This is a genomic window from Brevibacterium sp. JSBI002 (genome assembly GCF_026013965.1).
Classification (GTDB): domain Bacteria; phylum Actinomycetota; class Actinomycetes; order Actinomycetales; family Brevibacteriaceae; genus Brevibacterium.
Genome location: NZ_CP110341.1, coordinates 3,080,604 through 3,095,053 on the forward strand (window position 1 = coordinate 3,080,604; position 14,450 = coordinate 3,095,053).

At 66.1% G+C, this 14,450-nt stretch carries 13 protein-coding genes; 8 read left to right on the plus strand and 5 right to left on the minus strand.

The features are described 5' to 3' along the window. Nucleotides 1–19 precede the first annotated feature (19 nt). Both LJ362_RS14000 and LJ362_RS14005 read left to right on the plus strand, forming a co-directional pair. A complete protein-coding gene (locus LJ362_RS14000) occupies nt 20–1,609 on the plus strand; it encodes an alpha,alpha-trehalose-phosphate synthase (UDP-forming) (protein ID WP_264799650.1) in 1,590 nt (529 codons plus the stop codon). Nucleotides 1,610–1,619: 10 nt separating this feature from the next. Continuing rightward, on the plus strand, nt 1,620–2,600 hold the full coding sequence (locus tag LJ362_RS14005) for a trehalose-phosphatase (RefSeq protein WP_264799651.1): 981 nt from the start codon (nt 1,620–1,622) through the stop codon (nt 2,598–2,600). Between the two features lie 143 nt (nt 2,601–2,743). On the opposite strand, the gene LJ362_RS14010 is transcribed toward LJ362_RS14005, so the two are convergent. The 3 genes from LJ362_RS14010 to LJ362_RS14020 are packed head-to-tail and all read right to left on the minus strand — an operon-like array spanning nt 2,744 to nt 4,814. Continuing rightward, on the minus strand, nt 2,744–3,835 hold the full coding sequence (locus LJ362_RS14010) for a LacI family DNA-binding transcriptional regulator (protein ID WP_264799652.1): 1,092 nt from the start codon (nt 3,833–3,835) through the stop codon (nt 2,744–2,746). Further along, a complete protein-coding gene (locus LJ362_RS14015; protein WP_264799653.1) occupies nt 3,832–4,464 on the minus strand; it encodes a substrate-binding domain-containing protein in 633 nt (210 codons plus the stop codon). The genes LJ362_RS14010 and LJ362_RS14015 overlap by 4 nt, the downstream gene beginning before the upstream one ends. A gap of 8 nt (nt 4,465–4,472) precedes the next feature. Further along, on the minus strand, nt 4,473–4,814 hold the full coding sequence (locus LJ362_RS14020; RefSeq protein WP_264799654.1) for a LacI family DNA-binding transcriptional regulator: 342 nt from the start codon (nt 4,812–4,814) through the stop codon (nt 4,473–4,475). Between the two features lie 227 nt (nt 4,815–5,041). Between LJ362_RS14020 and LJ362_RS14025 the strand changes: the two genes are divergently transcribed. From LJ362_RS14025 to LJ362_RS14040, 4 genes are all read left to right on the plus strand, one after another. After that, nucleotides 5,042–5,749: an ABC transporter ATP-binding protein gene (locus LJ362_RS14025; protein ID WP_264799655.1), complete on the plus strand. Its 708-nt coding sequence runs from the start codon at nt 5,042–5,044 to the stop codon at nt 5,747–5,749. Nucleotides 5,750–5,752: 3 nt separating this feature from the next. Beyond that, nucleotides 5,753–7,153 carry a DUF4032 domain-containing protein gene (locus tag LJ362_RS14030; RefSeq protein ID WP_264799656.1) on the plus strand — a complete coding sequence of 467 codons (1,401 nt, stop codon included), beginning with the start codon at nt 5,753–5,755 and terminating at the stop codon, nt 7,151–7,153. 59 nt (nt 7,154–7,212) lie between these two features. Next, nucleotides 7,213–8,100, plus strand: a complete 888-nt coding sequence (locus LJ362_RS14035; RefSeq protein ID WP_264799657.1) for an SDR family NAD(P)-dependent oxidoreductase — start codon at nt 7,213–7,215, stop codon at nt 8,098–8,100. Between the two features lie 169 nt (nt 8,101–8,269). Next, on the plus strand, nt 8,270–9,769 hold the full coding sequence (locus LJ362_RS14040; protein ID WP_264799658.1) for an amino acid permease: 1,500 nt from the start codon (nt 8,270–8,272) through the stop codon (nt 9,767–9,769). Between the two features lie 68 nt (nt 9,770–9,837). Here LJ362_RS14040 and rlmB read toward each other — a convergent pair whose 3' ends face one another. Together rlmB and cysS are read right to left on the minus strand one after the other, a co-directional pair. Beyond that, nucleotides 9,838–10,776: a 23S rRNA (guanosine(2251)-2'-O)-methyltransferase RlmB gene (gene rlmB, locus LJ362_RS14045; RefSeq protein WP_264799659.1), complete on the minus strand. Its 939-nt coding sequence runs from the start codon at nt 10,774–10,776 to the stop codon at nt 9,838–9,840. Nucleotides 10,777–10,836: 60 nt separating this feature from the next. Then, complete coding sequence (gene cysS / locus LJ362_RS14050; protein WP_264799660.1) at nt 10,837–12,288, minus strand: cysteine--tRNA ligase; 1,452 nt, start codon at nt 12,286–12,288, stop codon at nt 10,837–10,839. A gap of 248 nt (nt 12,289–12,536) precedes the next feature. On the opposite strand from cysS, the gene LJ362_RS14055 reads away from it, so the two are divergent. Then, nucleotides 12,537–14,096 (plus strand): sodium-dependent transporter, encoded by a 1,560-nt coding sequence (locus LJ362_RS14055; RefSeq protein WP_264799661.1) that lies wholly within the window; start codon nt 12,537–12,539, stop codon nt 14,094–14,096. A 1-nt stretch (nt 14,097) separates the two neighbouring features. After that, on the plus strand, nt 14,098–14,211 hold the full coding sequence (locus LJ362_RS14060; protein WP_264799662.1) for a methionine/alanine import family NSS transporter small subunit: 114 nt from the start codon (nt 14,098–14,100) through the stop codon (nt 14,209–14,211). Nucleotides 14,212–14,450: the final 239 nt, after the last annotated feature.

Here is a 14,450-nt window from a genome sequence, read left to right on the forward strand (position 1 = left end):
GACACAGGAGGAGGCGCAGATGAGCACCGTCGACTCTGCCGAGCTCAGCACCGAGATCCCCTACGGCGACAGCGATTTCGTCGTCGTGGCAAACCGCCTGCCCGTCGACCGCGATCCCGACGACGCGAATCGCGGATGGCGCACCTCACCTGGGGGTTTGGTCACTGCGGTGGCTCCCGTGATGAAGGCCCAGGAGGGTGCCTGGATCGGGTGGACGGGCGTCGCCGACGAGGATTTCGAACCCTTCACCATCGACGGCATGCACCTGACCCCGGTGACTCTGACAAGTGAGGATGTCCTCAGGTACTACGAAGGGTTTTCCAACGCCACACTGTGGCCGCTCTATCACGATGTCATCGTCCCTCCCGAGTACCACCGCACCTGGTGGGATGCGTATGTGCGGGTCAATGAGCGCTTCGCGGCCAAGGTCGCCGAGGTGTCTGCGCAGTCCGCGACCGTGTGGGTTCACGATTATCAGCTCCAGTTGGTTCCGCAGATGGTCCGACGTCTGCGCCCTGACCTCGCGATCGGGTTCTTCAATCACATTCCCTTCCCTCCTTACGAGCTCTTCGCTCAGCTGCCGTGGCGCGACGAGATCCTCCGCGGGCTCCTCGGCGCCGATCTCATCGGGTTCCAACGGCCGGCGGACGCAGCGAACTTCCGCCGTGCCGTCCGCGGGCGTCTGGGATACGCGACGAAGGGGTCGACCGTCTCGGTCCCGCCGGGTGACTTCCTCCCGGCCCACCTCGTCCGCGCCGAGTCGTTCCCCATCTCGATCGACACCCCTTACCTCGAGGAACTCGCCCGCGATCCGAAGATCATCGAACGGGCGAAGCAGATCCGCGAAGAGGTCGGCAATCCGCGGGTGGTCATGCTCGGCGTCGATCGGATGGACTATACGAAGGGCATCCGCCACCGGCTCAAGGCGTTCGGAGAGCTGCTCGCCGAAGGCCGACTCGACGTCGAGGATGTTGTGCTCATTCAGATCGCGACCCCGTCGCGGGAGAGGCTCGAGCAGTACAAGATCATCCGCCACGACGTCGAACTGGCCGTCGGTCGGATCAACGGCGAGCAGGTCGATGTCGGATCGATTCCCGTGCGCTATCTCCACCATTCCTATCCGCGCGATGAGATGACGGCATTCTTCCTCGCCGCCGATGTCATGCTCGTGACCGCTCTGCGCGACGGAATGAACCTCGTCGCCAAGGAGTATGCGGCGTGTCGAAGGCGGGACGACGGAGCCCTCGTGCTCTCCGAATTCACCGGGGCTGCCGAACAGCTCAAGGGCGCGGTGATGGTCAATCCCCACGACATCGCCGACCTCAAGGCGGGCATCCTCGAAGCCGTGCAGATGGACGAGAAGACTCGCACACGTCGGATGAAGCAGATGCGCAAGAGGGTCGCCACGGACACCGTGAGCCGGTGGTCGAAGAACTTCCTCGCCGAACTCGAGCACATCAAACACAATCCCGAGGTCATCGTCCCCGAACGACCCGTGGTGCAGAAGAACCGCAGCGCACCGCCGCCGGATGTGCCGGCAGCCCCATCAGATCGCGCCGACCGACCTGATGATGCCGAGTGGACAGACGATATCTCCACCGCCCGCTAGGAGAAGCCCAGTGACATCGAAGCCGACCGCGCTCGGTCCTGCCCGCTCCGCCCCCGCCGAGGTGGTCCTGCGTGACCTCGCCATCGCCGATTCGCTGCTGCTGGCCCTGGATTTCGATGGGGTGCTCGCACCTCTTCAGGACGATCCGTCGACCTCCCGGATGGTCCCCGAATCGGCTGCGGCCATCGCGGCGCTCGCCGGCCTGCCGCGCACGCGGGTGGCGCTGGTGTCCGGTCGCGATATCGCGACCCTGCGACGGCTGTCCGCAGCCCCGGACTCGGCGTGGCTGATCGGTTCGCACGGCGCGGAGGCCGAACTCGGCAGCGACGCTGCTCGTGATCCTGACTCCGCCGTAGGCCGGTCTCCCGAGCTCACTCCGGACGAGGCGGAGATGCTCGCCGCCATCGACACACACCTCGACGCTTTCGAACACACTCTTCCGGGCGCTGATGAACGCCCCGGTTCGTCCGCGGCGACCACAGGTGCGGCTGCGGCCACGATGGGTTCGGCCGCAACGATTGGCGCGAACGACTCGGGCAATGCCGACGGCCCCTCGGATTTCCTCATCGAGCGCAAACCCTATTCGCGGACGGTCCACACTCGCGGACTCGCCCCCGAGGCCGCTGCGGCCCTCCATGAACACGCCCTCGACGTAGTCGAGGAGTTCCCGGATATCCGTGTCATCGAAGGCCACGACATCACCGAACTCGCGGTGAAACAGGCGACGAAAGGCGATGGCATCCGGCTGCTCGCCCGTGCCGGAGAACCGACGGCAATGGGCTACCTCGGGGACGATGTCACCGATGAGGACGCCTTCGCGGCCCTCGACGAACTCACGGACTCCCGCGCTCTGGACTCTGGTCTCACCGTCAAGGTCGGGTCCGCCCCGACTCGCGCTTCATGGCGGATCGCCGATCCAGCGGCCGTGGCCGAACTGCTCGGCCGCCTCGTCGTCGAACGCACGGAATTCCTCCGCACCGTCCACGGCTGAGGTCGAGCCGCCTCGTCGAGGATGGTCCGGTTCGCGACCGGCATCGGACCGCCTCGGCGCACTCCGGTCGATCCGACTCACCGGTCGGATCCACGTCACGGCAGGACCGCCTCTGCGAGGATGATTGTGATCGAAACCCGAGATCAGCGGCGTTGCGGGGGCACGGCGCTGGCCCGGAGGACGAGATCCGGGTCAACCGTGTAGTCGACATGTACGCGCGCGTCACCGGCGGCGATCATCGCGCGGATCTCGTCGATCGCCGACTGCGCCACGGTCGCCCAGTCGTAGACGACCTGCGACAGGGGCGGTTGGACGACATCGGCGTCGGGGACGTCGCCGACCGTGAGCAGGGACAGGTCCCTGGGCACGTCGAGTCGCAGCCGCTGGGCGGCCTCGAGCATGCCGAAGGACAGGGACGGGGCGCAGGCGATGACGGCGGTGCAACGCAGATCGAGCAGCTCCTCGGCGGCAGCGACTCCGGCCATGGCTCCGCCGGCAGCCTCGACGACGGGGGCCTGATCACGGGTCGCGGGAATGTGGAGGATTCCTGCCATCGATCTGCGGAAGCCGGCGATGCGGGCCGGGGCAGCCGAATCGCGCAGCACGGCGAGCCCGATGCGTTTGTGGCCGAGGTGGACCAGGTGGGCCACGGCGGTCTCGATTCCGCCGGTCGCGTCGAGGTAGATGCGCGAGATCCCGTCGTCGTGGCGGGCATTCGAAATGCGGATGAGCGGCAGCCCACGTTCGGCGAGCATCCCCGCAAGCACACCGGCGGCACCGCCGCCGACGACGATGGCTCCGGAGATCGTGGGCCCGCCGTGTTCGCTGCCGAGGATCGTCTCGAGGAGGGCCTCATTGCGTTCGGCAATGGCCTCGATGTGGACGACGGCGATGCCGAGCCCGAACATCCGGTTCGTCAAGATCTCCGCAAGCCGCGAATACGGGTCCACGTTGCCTGCTGACACCGCAGGTTTGATGAGCGCGATGAGCGACGAGGCGGCTCCTGCACCGGGCCCTCCCCCGGCACCTGATCCTTCCCGTGCCCCGGATTCGGCGTACGGGGCCTGCCCGGCAGCGCCGAGGATCGCCAACGCCTGCCGCACCTTCGCCAACGAGGCGGCCGACACCGATTCGGGATCACGCAGAGCTCGTGAGGCGGTGGCTTTCGAGACCCCGGCGGTGCCGGCGATCTCTGCGAGACGGACGTGCCGGTGCTCGGGCAGGTGTTCGCTCATTGGCGAGCCGCCGTCGTCGAGGTTCGGGCGACGAGTCGAGGACGGAACACCGGAGGCACCGAGGGCAGACCCGTCGTCGAGATCCGCAGGGTCTGCAGCGTCGCATCGATGAGGGCATTCGACAGCCCTTCGACGTCGAGGCCGAGGACCGTGGCCGGCGGGCCCGTGAACTTCATCGTCGGGGAATCGCCGAACCCCACGACCGACATGTCCCGCGGCACCTGCAGATGCCGATTCCGCAGACCGTGGAGGGCACCGTGCAGCTGCAGAGCGGACTGGACGATCACCGCTGTGCACGTCGCATCCTTGAGCTCGAGCACCGCACGCGATCCGCCGGAGAACGACTTCGGCACCCGTGAGATCCAGTCCTCGAGGTTGAGCCCGAGGTTTCTGGCCGGATGTTCGTCGAGGAAGCGGCGGATGAGCTGAACGGCCAGTTCACCGCTGTCGTTGCAGATCAGCCCGATGCGCCGGTGTCCGATCGCCCGCAGATGCTCGAAGGCCGTGGTCATCCCGCCGCCGAGGTCGAGGCGCGCGGCGATGACCTCCGTACCGGCTTCGGAGACCTCCTCGGTGGCGGACTGTTCGGCGACGCGGATGCAGGGGATCTCCGTATTCAGACTCGTCATCGTCGTGGTCACCAGGGCGACGGCGCCGCGTCGATCGCGGTCTGCAGCGGTTCCGGGTCGGTCTCGACGAGCGGGCGGGTGACGAGGAGATCATGATCCTGCAGGGCCTTGGCCACGCGGGTGCAGACCTGGACCTGCCAATGTTCGGGATTGCCGGGAGCGCTGACGGCCACGAGCCGCCTCGGCGCATCATGGAGCAGGGTCGAGCGCGAATAGCCGAGCTCGCTCATCGCCTCCAGCACCTTCGCCCGTGTCGATTCGGCGACTGCACCGCGGCGACCGAGCACCCGGGAGACCGTGGCCAGGGAGACTCCGGCCCGGGCGGCGACCTCGTCCAACGTGACCTTCATACGAGTCAGTCTACTTTCGCGCCGTGGTCTGCGTCGGCGCATCCGGCGGGGTGGACGGCGCGGTATGCGTCGGCGCACAGCCATCGTGCTGAGAATCACTCTACGCTTTGTCGAATTCACAGAGCACCCCAACCATCCACCCCTTAGGATGAGAGTGACTGAGCATCCCTGCCGGGTCACCGACGACCAGCTGCTCACGGAGTTATTCAGAAGTTTTAGGAGGACTTATGTCAACGGTGTCGTTGAATGGCCTCAGTCATGTCTACGAGAACACGACGTCCGAATCCGTTCACCCCTTCAATCTCTTCGTCGATGACGGCGAGTTCCTTGTCCTCTACGGCCCCACCGCCTCGGGCAAGTCGACGATCCTGCGGATGCTGCACGGACTGGAGACCCCGAAGTCCGGAACGATCCTCATCGACGGCGCGGACATCACCCACGCCGCCGTCAACGACCGCGATGTCACCCTGGCGCTGGAGAGCTACGCGCTCTACCCGCATATGAGTGTGCGCGACAATCTCGGCTTCGCGCTGCGCGTCGACGGCCTGCCCGCCGACGAGATCACCGAACGCGTCGAATCCGTGATGGACAAGATCGGGCTGAGCGACATCCTCGATTCGGTTCCCGGCGACCTCACCCAGCTGCAGCGCCAGACCGTGGCCCTGGCGCGTGCCGTGGTGCGCCGGCCCAAGGTGCTCATCATGGACGAGCCCGTGGTCAATCTCGTCCCCGAGCAGCAGGCGGAGACTCTTGCGCTCATCAAGCAGCTGCAGCAGGAATTCGGACTGACGACGATCTACGCCACCTCCGATCTCGAGGATGCGAAGGTCCTCGGCGACCGGATCGCCTTCCTCGATCACGGACGGCTCATCGGCGTGGAGACACCCGACCTCGCCGAGGCGCTCGTGGCCTCGGTCTCCGACGCGGACTCCTGAGCCGTGTCGGGAACCCTGCCCCCGCCGGACCCGTCAGCACAGGCTTCACTGTCGGCGACGACGCCGAACAGCGCTGCCACGCCGGTCGGCGCGGCCGTTCCCGCACCGGAGATCCACACGGTCCGCAACGCCGATCATGCGGCCCTGGCCGAACTCCCCTGGCACCTGCCCCTGGCCGAGTGGCCGGAGAAGCTCCTCGGCGGTCTGCCCCGCGGAATCTCCCGCCACGTCGTGCGCTACGTCGAGATCGGAGACGAAGTTCTCGCGATCAAGGAGACCGACGACGCGCAGGCCACGCGTGAGTTCGACATCCTCGGTGCGCTCGGCAACCTCGACGTCCCCCTCGTCGAAGCCCGCGCCGTCGTCGGAGGTCGCAGGACCGGATCGGGCCAGGCACTCAAGGGCGCTCTCATCACCGCCTACCTCGAATTCTCCCTGCCCTACCGTGCGCTGTTCTCCCGGGACCTGGCCGAGGACACCGGCGGCCGCCTCGTCGACGCTCTGGCCGTGCTGCTCGTCCGCCTCCACCTCGTCGGCTTCTACTGGGGAGACGTATCCCTGTCGAACACGCTCTTCCGCCGCGATGCCGATGCCTACGCCGCCTACGTCGTCGACGCCGAGACCGGCGAGCTGCACGACCAGCTCTCCGACGGTCAGCGGAACATGGACCTGCGGATCGCGCGGATGAACATCGCCGGAGACTTCCTCGACCTGCAGGCCGCGGGCCTCGTCGCCCCCGAGACCGATCCGCTGGCGGCCGGTGAGCGGCTCTGCGAGTCGTACAACGCGCTGTGGGCGGAGCTGACCCGGGTCGAGGAATTCAGTGTCAACGAACGCTGGCGCATCGACGAACGCATCCGTCGCCTCAACGACCTGGGCTTCGACCTCGGCGAACTGACCGTGACGACCGATATCGACGGCATCAGCCTCCTCGTGTCCCCGAAGGTCGTCGAACCCAACCACCACTCACGGCGTCTGCTGCGCCTGACCGGGATCGGCGCGAACGAGAATCAGGCCCGAGCGATGCTCAACGACCTCGATTCGTTCCGCTCGGCTCCCGAGATCGCCGAATTCGACGAACTCGACGAATCCCAAGCCGCCCGCCGCTGGCTCGACGAAGTGTACAAACCCCTCATCCAGGCGATCCCGGAGAATCTCACCCGCAAGCTCGAACCCGGGCAGGTCTTCTACGAATTCGCCGAGCACCGCCGCACCATGGCGCGCGCCGCCAGCGCGACATCCCCACGATGGAGGCCATCGCCTACTTCATCGTCGACTACCTGGCGAACCTCCCCGACGAGATCCGCTACGTCGACAGCAAGAAATTCTGACACCCTGACCTCAGCCGATGTTCCACAAGGTGAAACGGGGACGGCGGGGCCGCCTCGGCGGGCATACCTTTGAAGTCCACGGAGCGACACCGGTGTCGCTCCGGAACCGAACCCCGCCCGGAAGGATTCCCGATGTCGACGAACGAGCCGATGCCCACGAACGAGAACAACCCGTCGATCCCGTCCCTGTTCGACCTCAGCGGGCGCACGGCCGTCGTCGTCGGGGCCGGCTCCGGACTGGGGCAGGCCAGCGCGATCGGGCTCGCCGATGCGGGGGCGCACGTCGTCGTCGCCGACCTCAACCTCACCGGCGCCGAGGAGACCGCCGCCCTCATCGCCGCTCGCAGCGGCGGGTCGGCCGCCCACTCATCGGCACAGGGTTCGGCAGCAGACGGATCGGCCGTGTCGGGAACGGACGGAACGGCCACGGCCGCTGCCGTCGACATCACGGACACCGCCTCCGTCGATGCCCTCGTGGACGCCTGGGCCGATGCCGAGATCCTCGTCATCACACCGGGAGCGAACGTACGCAAACGCCTCGTCGACACCACCGATGACGAATTCGATCGGGTCATCGACATCAACCTCAAGGGCACGTACCGGCTGATGCGCGGCTTCGGCCGTGAGATGGGTGAGCGCGGTCGCGGATCGATCGTCACCTACGCCTCATTCCGGGCTCTGGCCATCGAACCCGGCCAGGGAATCTATGCGGCCGCGAAAGCCGGTGTCGTACAGCTGACGAAGACGATGGCCAGCGAGCTCGGGGGCAAGGGCGTGCGCGTCAACGCGATCCTGCCCGGCCCCTTCGACACTCCCCTGACGCAGCAGATCAAGGCCGACGGGAAATGGTGGGATGCGTATGCGGACAAGACCGCTCTGGGCCGCTGGGGTCGCCTGCACGAGATCGCCGGGCCCGTTCTGTTCCTCGCCTCGGACGCCTCGAGCTATGTCACCGGGCACTCGCAGCTCGTCGACGGAGGCTGGATGGCCCAGGACGGCCGGTTCACCCCCGACGTGTGAGCACGGCGGCCTCCGGGCGGCTGGAGCGGCTCGTCATCCCTGACATCGCAGCCGTGGCGGCGGATCTCCGCCGACGCCGTGTGAGATCGGCGACGCTGCGGGGCGTCATCGCCAGTGATCAAGGGGAGGCCCGGCGAGACAATATTCATGACCATGCAAGAATATTCAGATGACCGTTTCGCACACTCCGTCCGCTCCGCCGGCGCACACTCCCACAGGCGTGCTGCGGCAGCTGGGGCGACGCAAGTCGATCAGCGCCATGACCGCCGAGGCCCACACCGATGCGCAGTCCGCGCAGCAGGGTGGACTGCGGCGGACATTCGGTGTCTTCCAGCTGACGATGATCAGCGTCGGTGCCACCTTGGGCACGGGAATCCTCGTCATCCTCGGCGAGGCGGTGCCTGTGGCCGGCCCCGCCGTGTGGCTTGCCTTCGTTCTCGCCGGAATCACCGCGCTGCTGTCGGCGGTCAGCTACGCCGAGATGGCCGGAATGGTGCCGGTGTCCGGGTCGAGCTACTCGTATTCCTACGCCACCCTGGGTGAGGGCGTCGCCTGGGTCTGCGGCTGGTGTCTCGTCCTCGAATACGCGGTCTCGGTCGCGGCGGTCGCTGTCGGCGCCGCCGACTACGTCAATGAGACCCTGCGCGTCTTCGGTCTCGAGCTGCCCGCGTCGCTGACCACGGGGCCGGGCCTGGCGGATAATCCGGACGGAATCATCAACGCCTCGGCCCTTGTCGTCGTGGCGTTGGCGACCGTGCTGCTCATGCGCGGGGCTCGTGAATCCGGTGTCGTCAACACCATTCTCGTGTTCGTCAAGATCGGCATCCTCGTCTTCTTCGCCGTCGTCGCGTTCACCGCGTTCAAGGCCGGCAATTTCGCGCCGATGCTGCCGATGGGTGCCGCCGGCGTCACCGCGGCCGCCTCGAGCGTGTTCTTCTCGTATATCGGCTTCGATGCGGCGTCCACGGCCGGTGAGGAAGCGAAGAATCCGCGCCGGGATCTGCCGCGGGCGATCATCTTCTCGATGCTCATCGTCACCTCGATGTACGTCCTCGTCGCCGTCACGGCGATCGGGGCACGGCAGTGGCAGTGGTTCGAAGGCGCTCATGCCCCGCTGGTGCAGATCGTCGAGGAGATCACCGGGTCGAATATCGCGGTCCTGCTCTTCGCGGTGGCCGCGGTGCTCGCGATCTTCTCCGTCGTCATCACCGTGCTCTACGGTCAGTCGCGGATCCTGCTGACGATGGCCAGGGACGGAATGGTGCCGAAGATCTTCGGCCGCGTCTCCCAGCGCACCGGCACTCCTTTGGTCGGCACTCTCATCGTCGGCGGCCTCGTGGCCATCACCGCCGCGTTCATACCGCTCGGCGAACTCGCCGACGCCACGAGCATCGGCACCCTGTTCGCGTTCTGCCTGGTCAACATCGCAGTCATCTACCTGCGGTTCAAACGCCCGGACCTCGAGCGCTCATTCAAGGTTCCGTTCGGGCCGGTCGTGCCCGCGCTGGGTGCCGTGGCGTGCGCATTCCTCATGGTCAACCTCGGCGGACGGACGTGGATCGTCTTCGGGGCGTGGATGGTCGTCGGCGCCATCGTCTACTTCACTTACAGCCGCCGCCACTCGACGGTCGGGGCCATGGACGAGGCAACCTACCGCACCTCCCTCTAATTACTACCTGACGGCGGCCCAGCAACCTGGCGCGAGGTTGCTGGGCCGCCGTCAGGTAGTAAGAGGGGTCAGGGGCGGCGGGCTCTTGCCACCTCGTAGAGGGTCACGGCCGCGGCGATGCCGGCGTTGAGCGATTCGGTGGTCGCGGCGATCGGGATCGACACGATCTGATCGCACTTCTCCGCGATGAGCCGTGAGAGCCCCTTGCCTTCGGAGCCGACGACGATGCACAGCGGGTCGCGGGTGAAGGTCAATTCGGGCAGCTCGACGTCGCCGTCCATGTCGAGGCCGACGACGAAGACGTTCTGCTTCTTCAGCTCGTCGATCGCCCTGGCCAGGTTGACCACCTGTGCCACGCGGATGCGCGATGCGGCACCGGCCGAGGTCTTCCACGCGGCGGCAGTCATCGAGGCGGCGCGACGTTCGGGGATGATCACACCGTGGCCGCCGAAGGCCGCCGTCGACCGGACGATGGCACCGAGGTTGCGCGGATCCGTGATCCCGTCGAGGGCCACGAGCAGCGGCGTCTCCGCACGTTCGGCCGCGAACTCGAGCAGATCGGAGGGGTCGGCGTAGTCGTAGGGCGGGACCTGCAGGGCGATGCCCTGGTGGATCGCGTCATCGGTGAGCCGGTCGAGGTCGGGCTTGCTCGCCTCGAGCATCGAGATGCCGCGCTGAGTCGCCAGAGTGATGGATTCGCGGACCCGATCGTCGGAGTCGATGCGTCCGGAGACGTACATCGCGGTGGCGGGAACGCCCTCCCGCAGAGCCTCGAGGACCGAATTGCGCCCGGCGACCATATTCGGGCCGAGCTCCTTCTTCTTCCGCTTCGCCTGCGCCGAGGCGTTCGAGCTCTTGCGCTGCTGTGCGGCCTTGTGCGCCTTGTGGTAGACGCGGTCCTCGGCCTTCGGCGTCGGCCCCTTACCGCGCAGGCCGCGCTTGTTCTTACCGCCCGACCCCTTGGTCGGGCCCTTCTTCGAACCGCCGGAGCGGGGATTGGAAGCCATCTGATTCCTTCAAATACGTTGGGGCCGCGAGCTCGTGCCCGTGGCCGAAATTCGTCGCCCTCAGCTCTCGCCGAGGTGGTAGCGGTATCCGTCGGCCGTGTCCTCGATGACGACGCCGGCCGCAGCCAGTTCGTCCCGTAGAGCATCCGCGGTGGCGAAGTCCTTCTCCGCCTTCGCCTCGGCCCGTCGCTTGGCCATGGCGGCCACGAGGGAGTCGAGCGCCGACTCCGCCTTGGCATCGGCGGCCGAACCGGCCCAGACCGCAGCGCTGGGATTGACACCGAGGATGTCGAGCATGAGCTCCACCTCGGCGACGATCCGCGCCAGGCTCTCCCGATCGCTGCCGGAATCGAGGAGCTTCGCACCCTCGCTCACCGAGGCGAAGACCACGGACAGGGCACGAGGCACACCGAGGTCGTCGTCGAGAGCGGCGGCGAATTCGGCGGGCACGTCGACGCCGCGTGAAGCGTAGGAATCGCTGACGTCCGGCAGCGCCGGCGCGTCCGCGCCGAGTGCCTGGCGGGCTCGCTGGAGGAAGTTCTTCAGCCGCTCGAGCGAGGCCGCGGAGCGTTCCATCGCCTCGTTCGAGAAGTCGAGGATCGACCGATAGCTGGCACCGGTGAGGAAGTAGCGCACGGCCAGCGGGCTGAACGTGGCGAACAGGTCGGAGGCGAAGACCGAGTTGCCCAGAGACTTCGACATCTTGTCCCCGCCCACATTGAGCAGACCGGAATGCATCCAGATGTTCGCGAACTGATCCCCTGCGGCACGGGACTGCGCCAGCTCGTTCTCATGGTGCGGGAAGCGCAGGTCGAGTCCGCCGCCGTGGATGTCGAAGTTCGACCCCAGGTACTTCGTCGACATGGCCGAGCACTCGATGTGCCAGCCCGGTCGGCCCCGCCCCCAGGGCGAAGGCCACGAGGCGGTGATCGGCTCGGCGTCCTTGTGCGCCTTCCACAGCGCGAAGTCCCGGGCGTCCTTCTTTCCGCGCAGCTCGGCGCCCTCGGAGAGCTCCATGTCATCGAGCTTCTGGTTCGTCAGTGCCCCGTAGTCGCTCCACGAGGCGGCGTCGAAGTAGACATCGGCGCTGCCGTCGAGCGCGGGGTAGGCATGTCCGGCTTCGATGAGGCGGGAGATGAGTTCGATCATCTCCGTGATGTGCCCGGTCGCGCGAGGTTCACTGCTCGGCGGCAGAACGTCGAGCGCGTCGTAGGCGGCGGTGAAGGCGCGTTCGTACTTATACGCGTGAGCGAACCACTCCCGTCCTTCTTCGACGGACTTCGACAGGATCTTGTCGTCGATGTCAGTGACGTTGCGGACCATGGTCACCCGGTAGCCGGTGTAGAGCAGCCAGCGGCGAAGGGTATCGAACACCGAAGCTGACCGCAGGTGGCCGATATGCGGTTCGCCCTGCACCGTGGCGCCACAGACGTAGATACCGACCTGACCGTCATTGACGGGGCGCAGTTCTTCGGTCGTGCGGCTGGCGGTGTTATAGAGCGAGATAGTCACGCCCTCAAGTCTACCGGGCCTGGGGCTTTTCGCGGTTTCCGCGAATTCGATACTAGACTGTTATGCGGCTCACGTGATGCGCGGCACATCGCACAGTGAATTCCCAGTAAAATGGGATCAAGCAACGAAGCTCGACTCGAGAGTCATTCTCGCTATTCGGACTTCACTCCGGGCCACCGGTCTCACAGACGAAACTCCGGTGGCCCCGTTCGGTCGCGACGATCCGCGACCGGTCAAGAAAGGACATCATGTCACCCAAGTCATCACCCCAGAGGGAGGTCTTCGTCTCCCGCGGCGCGTTCATCTTCGCGGCCATCGGGTCGGCGGTCGGCCTCGGCAACATCTGGCGCTTCCCCTATGTCACGTATGACAACGGCGGCGGCGCGTTCATCATCCCCTACCTCGTCGCGCTGCTGACGGCAGGCATTCCGCTGCTGTTCTTCTACTACGCGATGGGGCACCGTTCGCGCGGATCGGCACCGCTGGCCCACAGAATGGCTCATAAGGGCGCCGAGCCCATCGGCTGGTTCGCCACCGGTGTCGCGATCATCATCGGCATCTACTACGCCGCGATCATCGCCTGGGCCGGCTCCTATATGTTCTTCTCGCTGACCGAGGCCTGGGGGGACGATTCGGAGGGCTTCTTCTTCGGCGAATACCTCAAGATGGGCGACCCGGGAATCTCGCTCGATTTCGTACCCGGCGTGCTCATCCCGATCATCATCGTCTGGGTCGTCGTCCTCGCCATTCTGCTCCTCGGTGTGCAGAACGGCATCGCGAACTTCTCGAAGATCTTCATTCCGCTGCTCATCATCCTCTTCCTCGCTCTCGTCGTCCGGTCGCTGTTCCTGCCCGGCGCCGCCGAGGGACTCAATGCGCTGTTCACTCCGGACTTCAAGGCGCTGACGGATCCGAGCGTGTGGATCGCGGCCTATGGGCAGATCTTCTTCTCGCTGTCGATCGCATTCGGCATCATGATCACCTACGCCTCGTACTTGAAGAAGAAGACGAACCTCACCGGTTCGGGTCTCGTCGTCGGCTTCTCGAACTCCGCGTTCGAGATCCTCGCCGGCATCGGCATCTTCGCCGCACTCGGCTTCATGGCCACCGCGCAGGGCGTCGAGGTCGCCGATGTGGCCTCCTCGGGCATCGGTCTGGCCTTCGTCGGCTTCCCGACCCTGATCTCGGAGATGCCGGGAGGAGCGATCTTCGGATTCGTCTTCTTCCTCTGCCTCGTCTTCGCCGGAATCACCTCGCTGATCTCGATCATCCAGGTGCCGATCCAGGCGCTGCGCGACAAGTTCCGCGTCGGCAACAAAGCCTCGACCGCGTGGATCGTCGGCAGCATGGCTGTCGTCTCCATCCTGCTCATGCCCACCATCACCGGTCTGTACGCACTGGACACGATGGATGCCTTCGCGAACAACATCGGCATCGTCGGTTCGGCCATCATGTCGATCGTGGTCGTCGGCTGGGCCATGCGGAAGCTGCCGGTCTTCAGTCGTCACCTCAACGCGGTCTCGAGCTTCAAGCTCGGACCGATCTGGATGACGCTCATCTCGATCACCGGCGTCGTGCTCGTGTACATGCTCATCACCCAGATCCTCACCTATATCAACGACGGCTACGAGGGCTACCCGCCGCTCATCCTCGGAGTCTACGGCTGGGGCATGATCGGACTCCTCATCATCGGATCCATCATCCTCACCCTGGTCCGCTGGCCGAAGGCGACGATCGATGAGATGAACGCGGCCGTCGCCGATTCCGTCGCAGAAGAGAACCTCCGCACCGAGAACAAGGGAGTCTGACATGGGCACATCAGCAATCGTCATGATGGTCATCGCAATGGTCACCGTCTGGGGCGGCCTCATCGCGGCGCTTCTGCACCTGCGCAAGCACCCCGACGAAGACGTCGCCGACTGATCGCTGCGAGGTGAACCCCACCCCGTGATCACGTCCGGCTGAGTCGGATCCGCAGCGCCGCCTCGGCGACGTGGATCGTTTCTCCCTCACCGAGGCGGCCCGATGCAACTCAAGCATCGGGCCGCCTTCGTCGTTCCACCCTCACCCCACCCAGGTCGAACGCATCGTCTCACTCCTGAATCACCCACTGGTCGCGGACGTCCGGCCTGGTTAGGGTGGGGGGTGCGAGCACCCCTGCC

Bases quoted from the DNA above. Each gene is read 5' to 3' on its own strand.
- LJ362_RS14000 (WP_264799650.1), top strand. From the start codon at position 20: ATGAGCACCGTCGACTCTGCCGAGCTCAGCACCGAGATCCCCTACGGC.
- LJ362_RS14010 (WP_264799652.1), bottom strand. From the start codon at position 3,835: ATGAGCGAACACCTGCCCGAGCACCGGCACGTCCGTCTCGCAGAGATC.
- LJ362_RS14015 (WP_264799653.1), bottom strand. From the start codon at position 4,464: ATGACGAGTCTGAATACGGAGATCCCCTGCATCCGCGTCGCCGAACAG.
- LJ362_RS14020 (WP_264799654.1), bottom strand. From the start codon at position 4,814: ATGAAGGTCACGTTGGACGAGGTCGCCGCCCGGGCCGGAGTCTCCCTG.
- LJ362_RS14025 (WP_264799655.1), top strand. From the start codon at position 5,042: ATGTCAACGGTGTCGTTGAATGGCCTCAGTCATGTCTACGAGAACACG.
- LJ362_RS14035 (WP_264799657.1), top strand. From the start codon at position 7,213: ATGTCGACGAACGAGCCGATGCCCACGAACGAGAACAACCCGTCGATC.
- LJ362_RS14040 (WP_264799658.1), top strand. From the start codon at position 8,270: ATGACCGTTTCGCACACTCCGTCCGCTCCGCCGGCGCACACTCCCACA.
- rlmB (WP_264799659.1), bottom strand. From the start codon at position 10,776: ATGGCTTCCAATCCCCGCTCCGGCGGTTCGAAGAAGGGCCCGACCAAG.
- LJ362_RS14055 (WP_264799661.1), top strand. From the start codon at position 12,537: ATGTCACCCAAGTCATCACCCCAGAGGGAGGTCTTCGTCTCCCGCGGC.
- LJ362_RS14060 (WP_264799662.1), top strand. From the start codon at position 14,098: ATGGGCACATCAGCAATCGTCATGATGGTCATCGCAATGGTCACCGTC.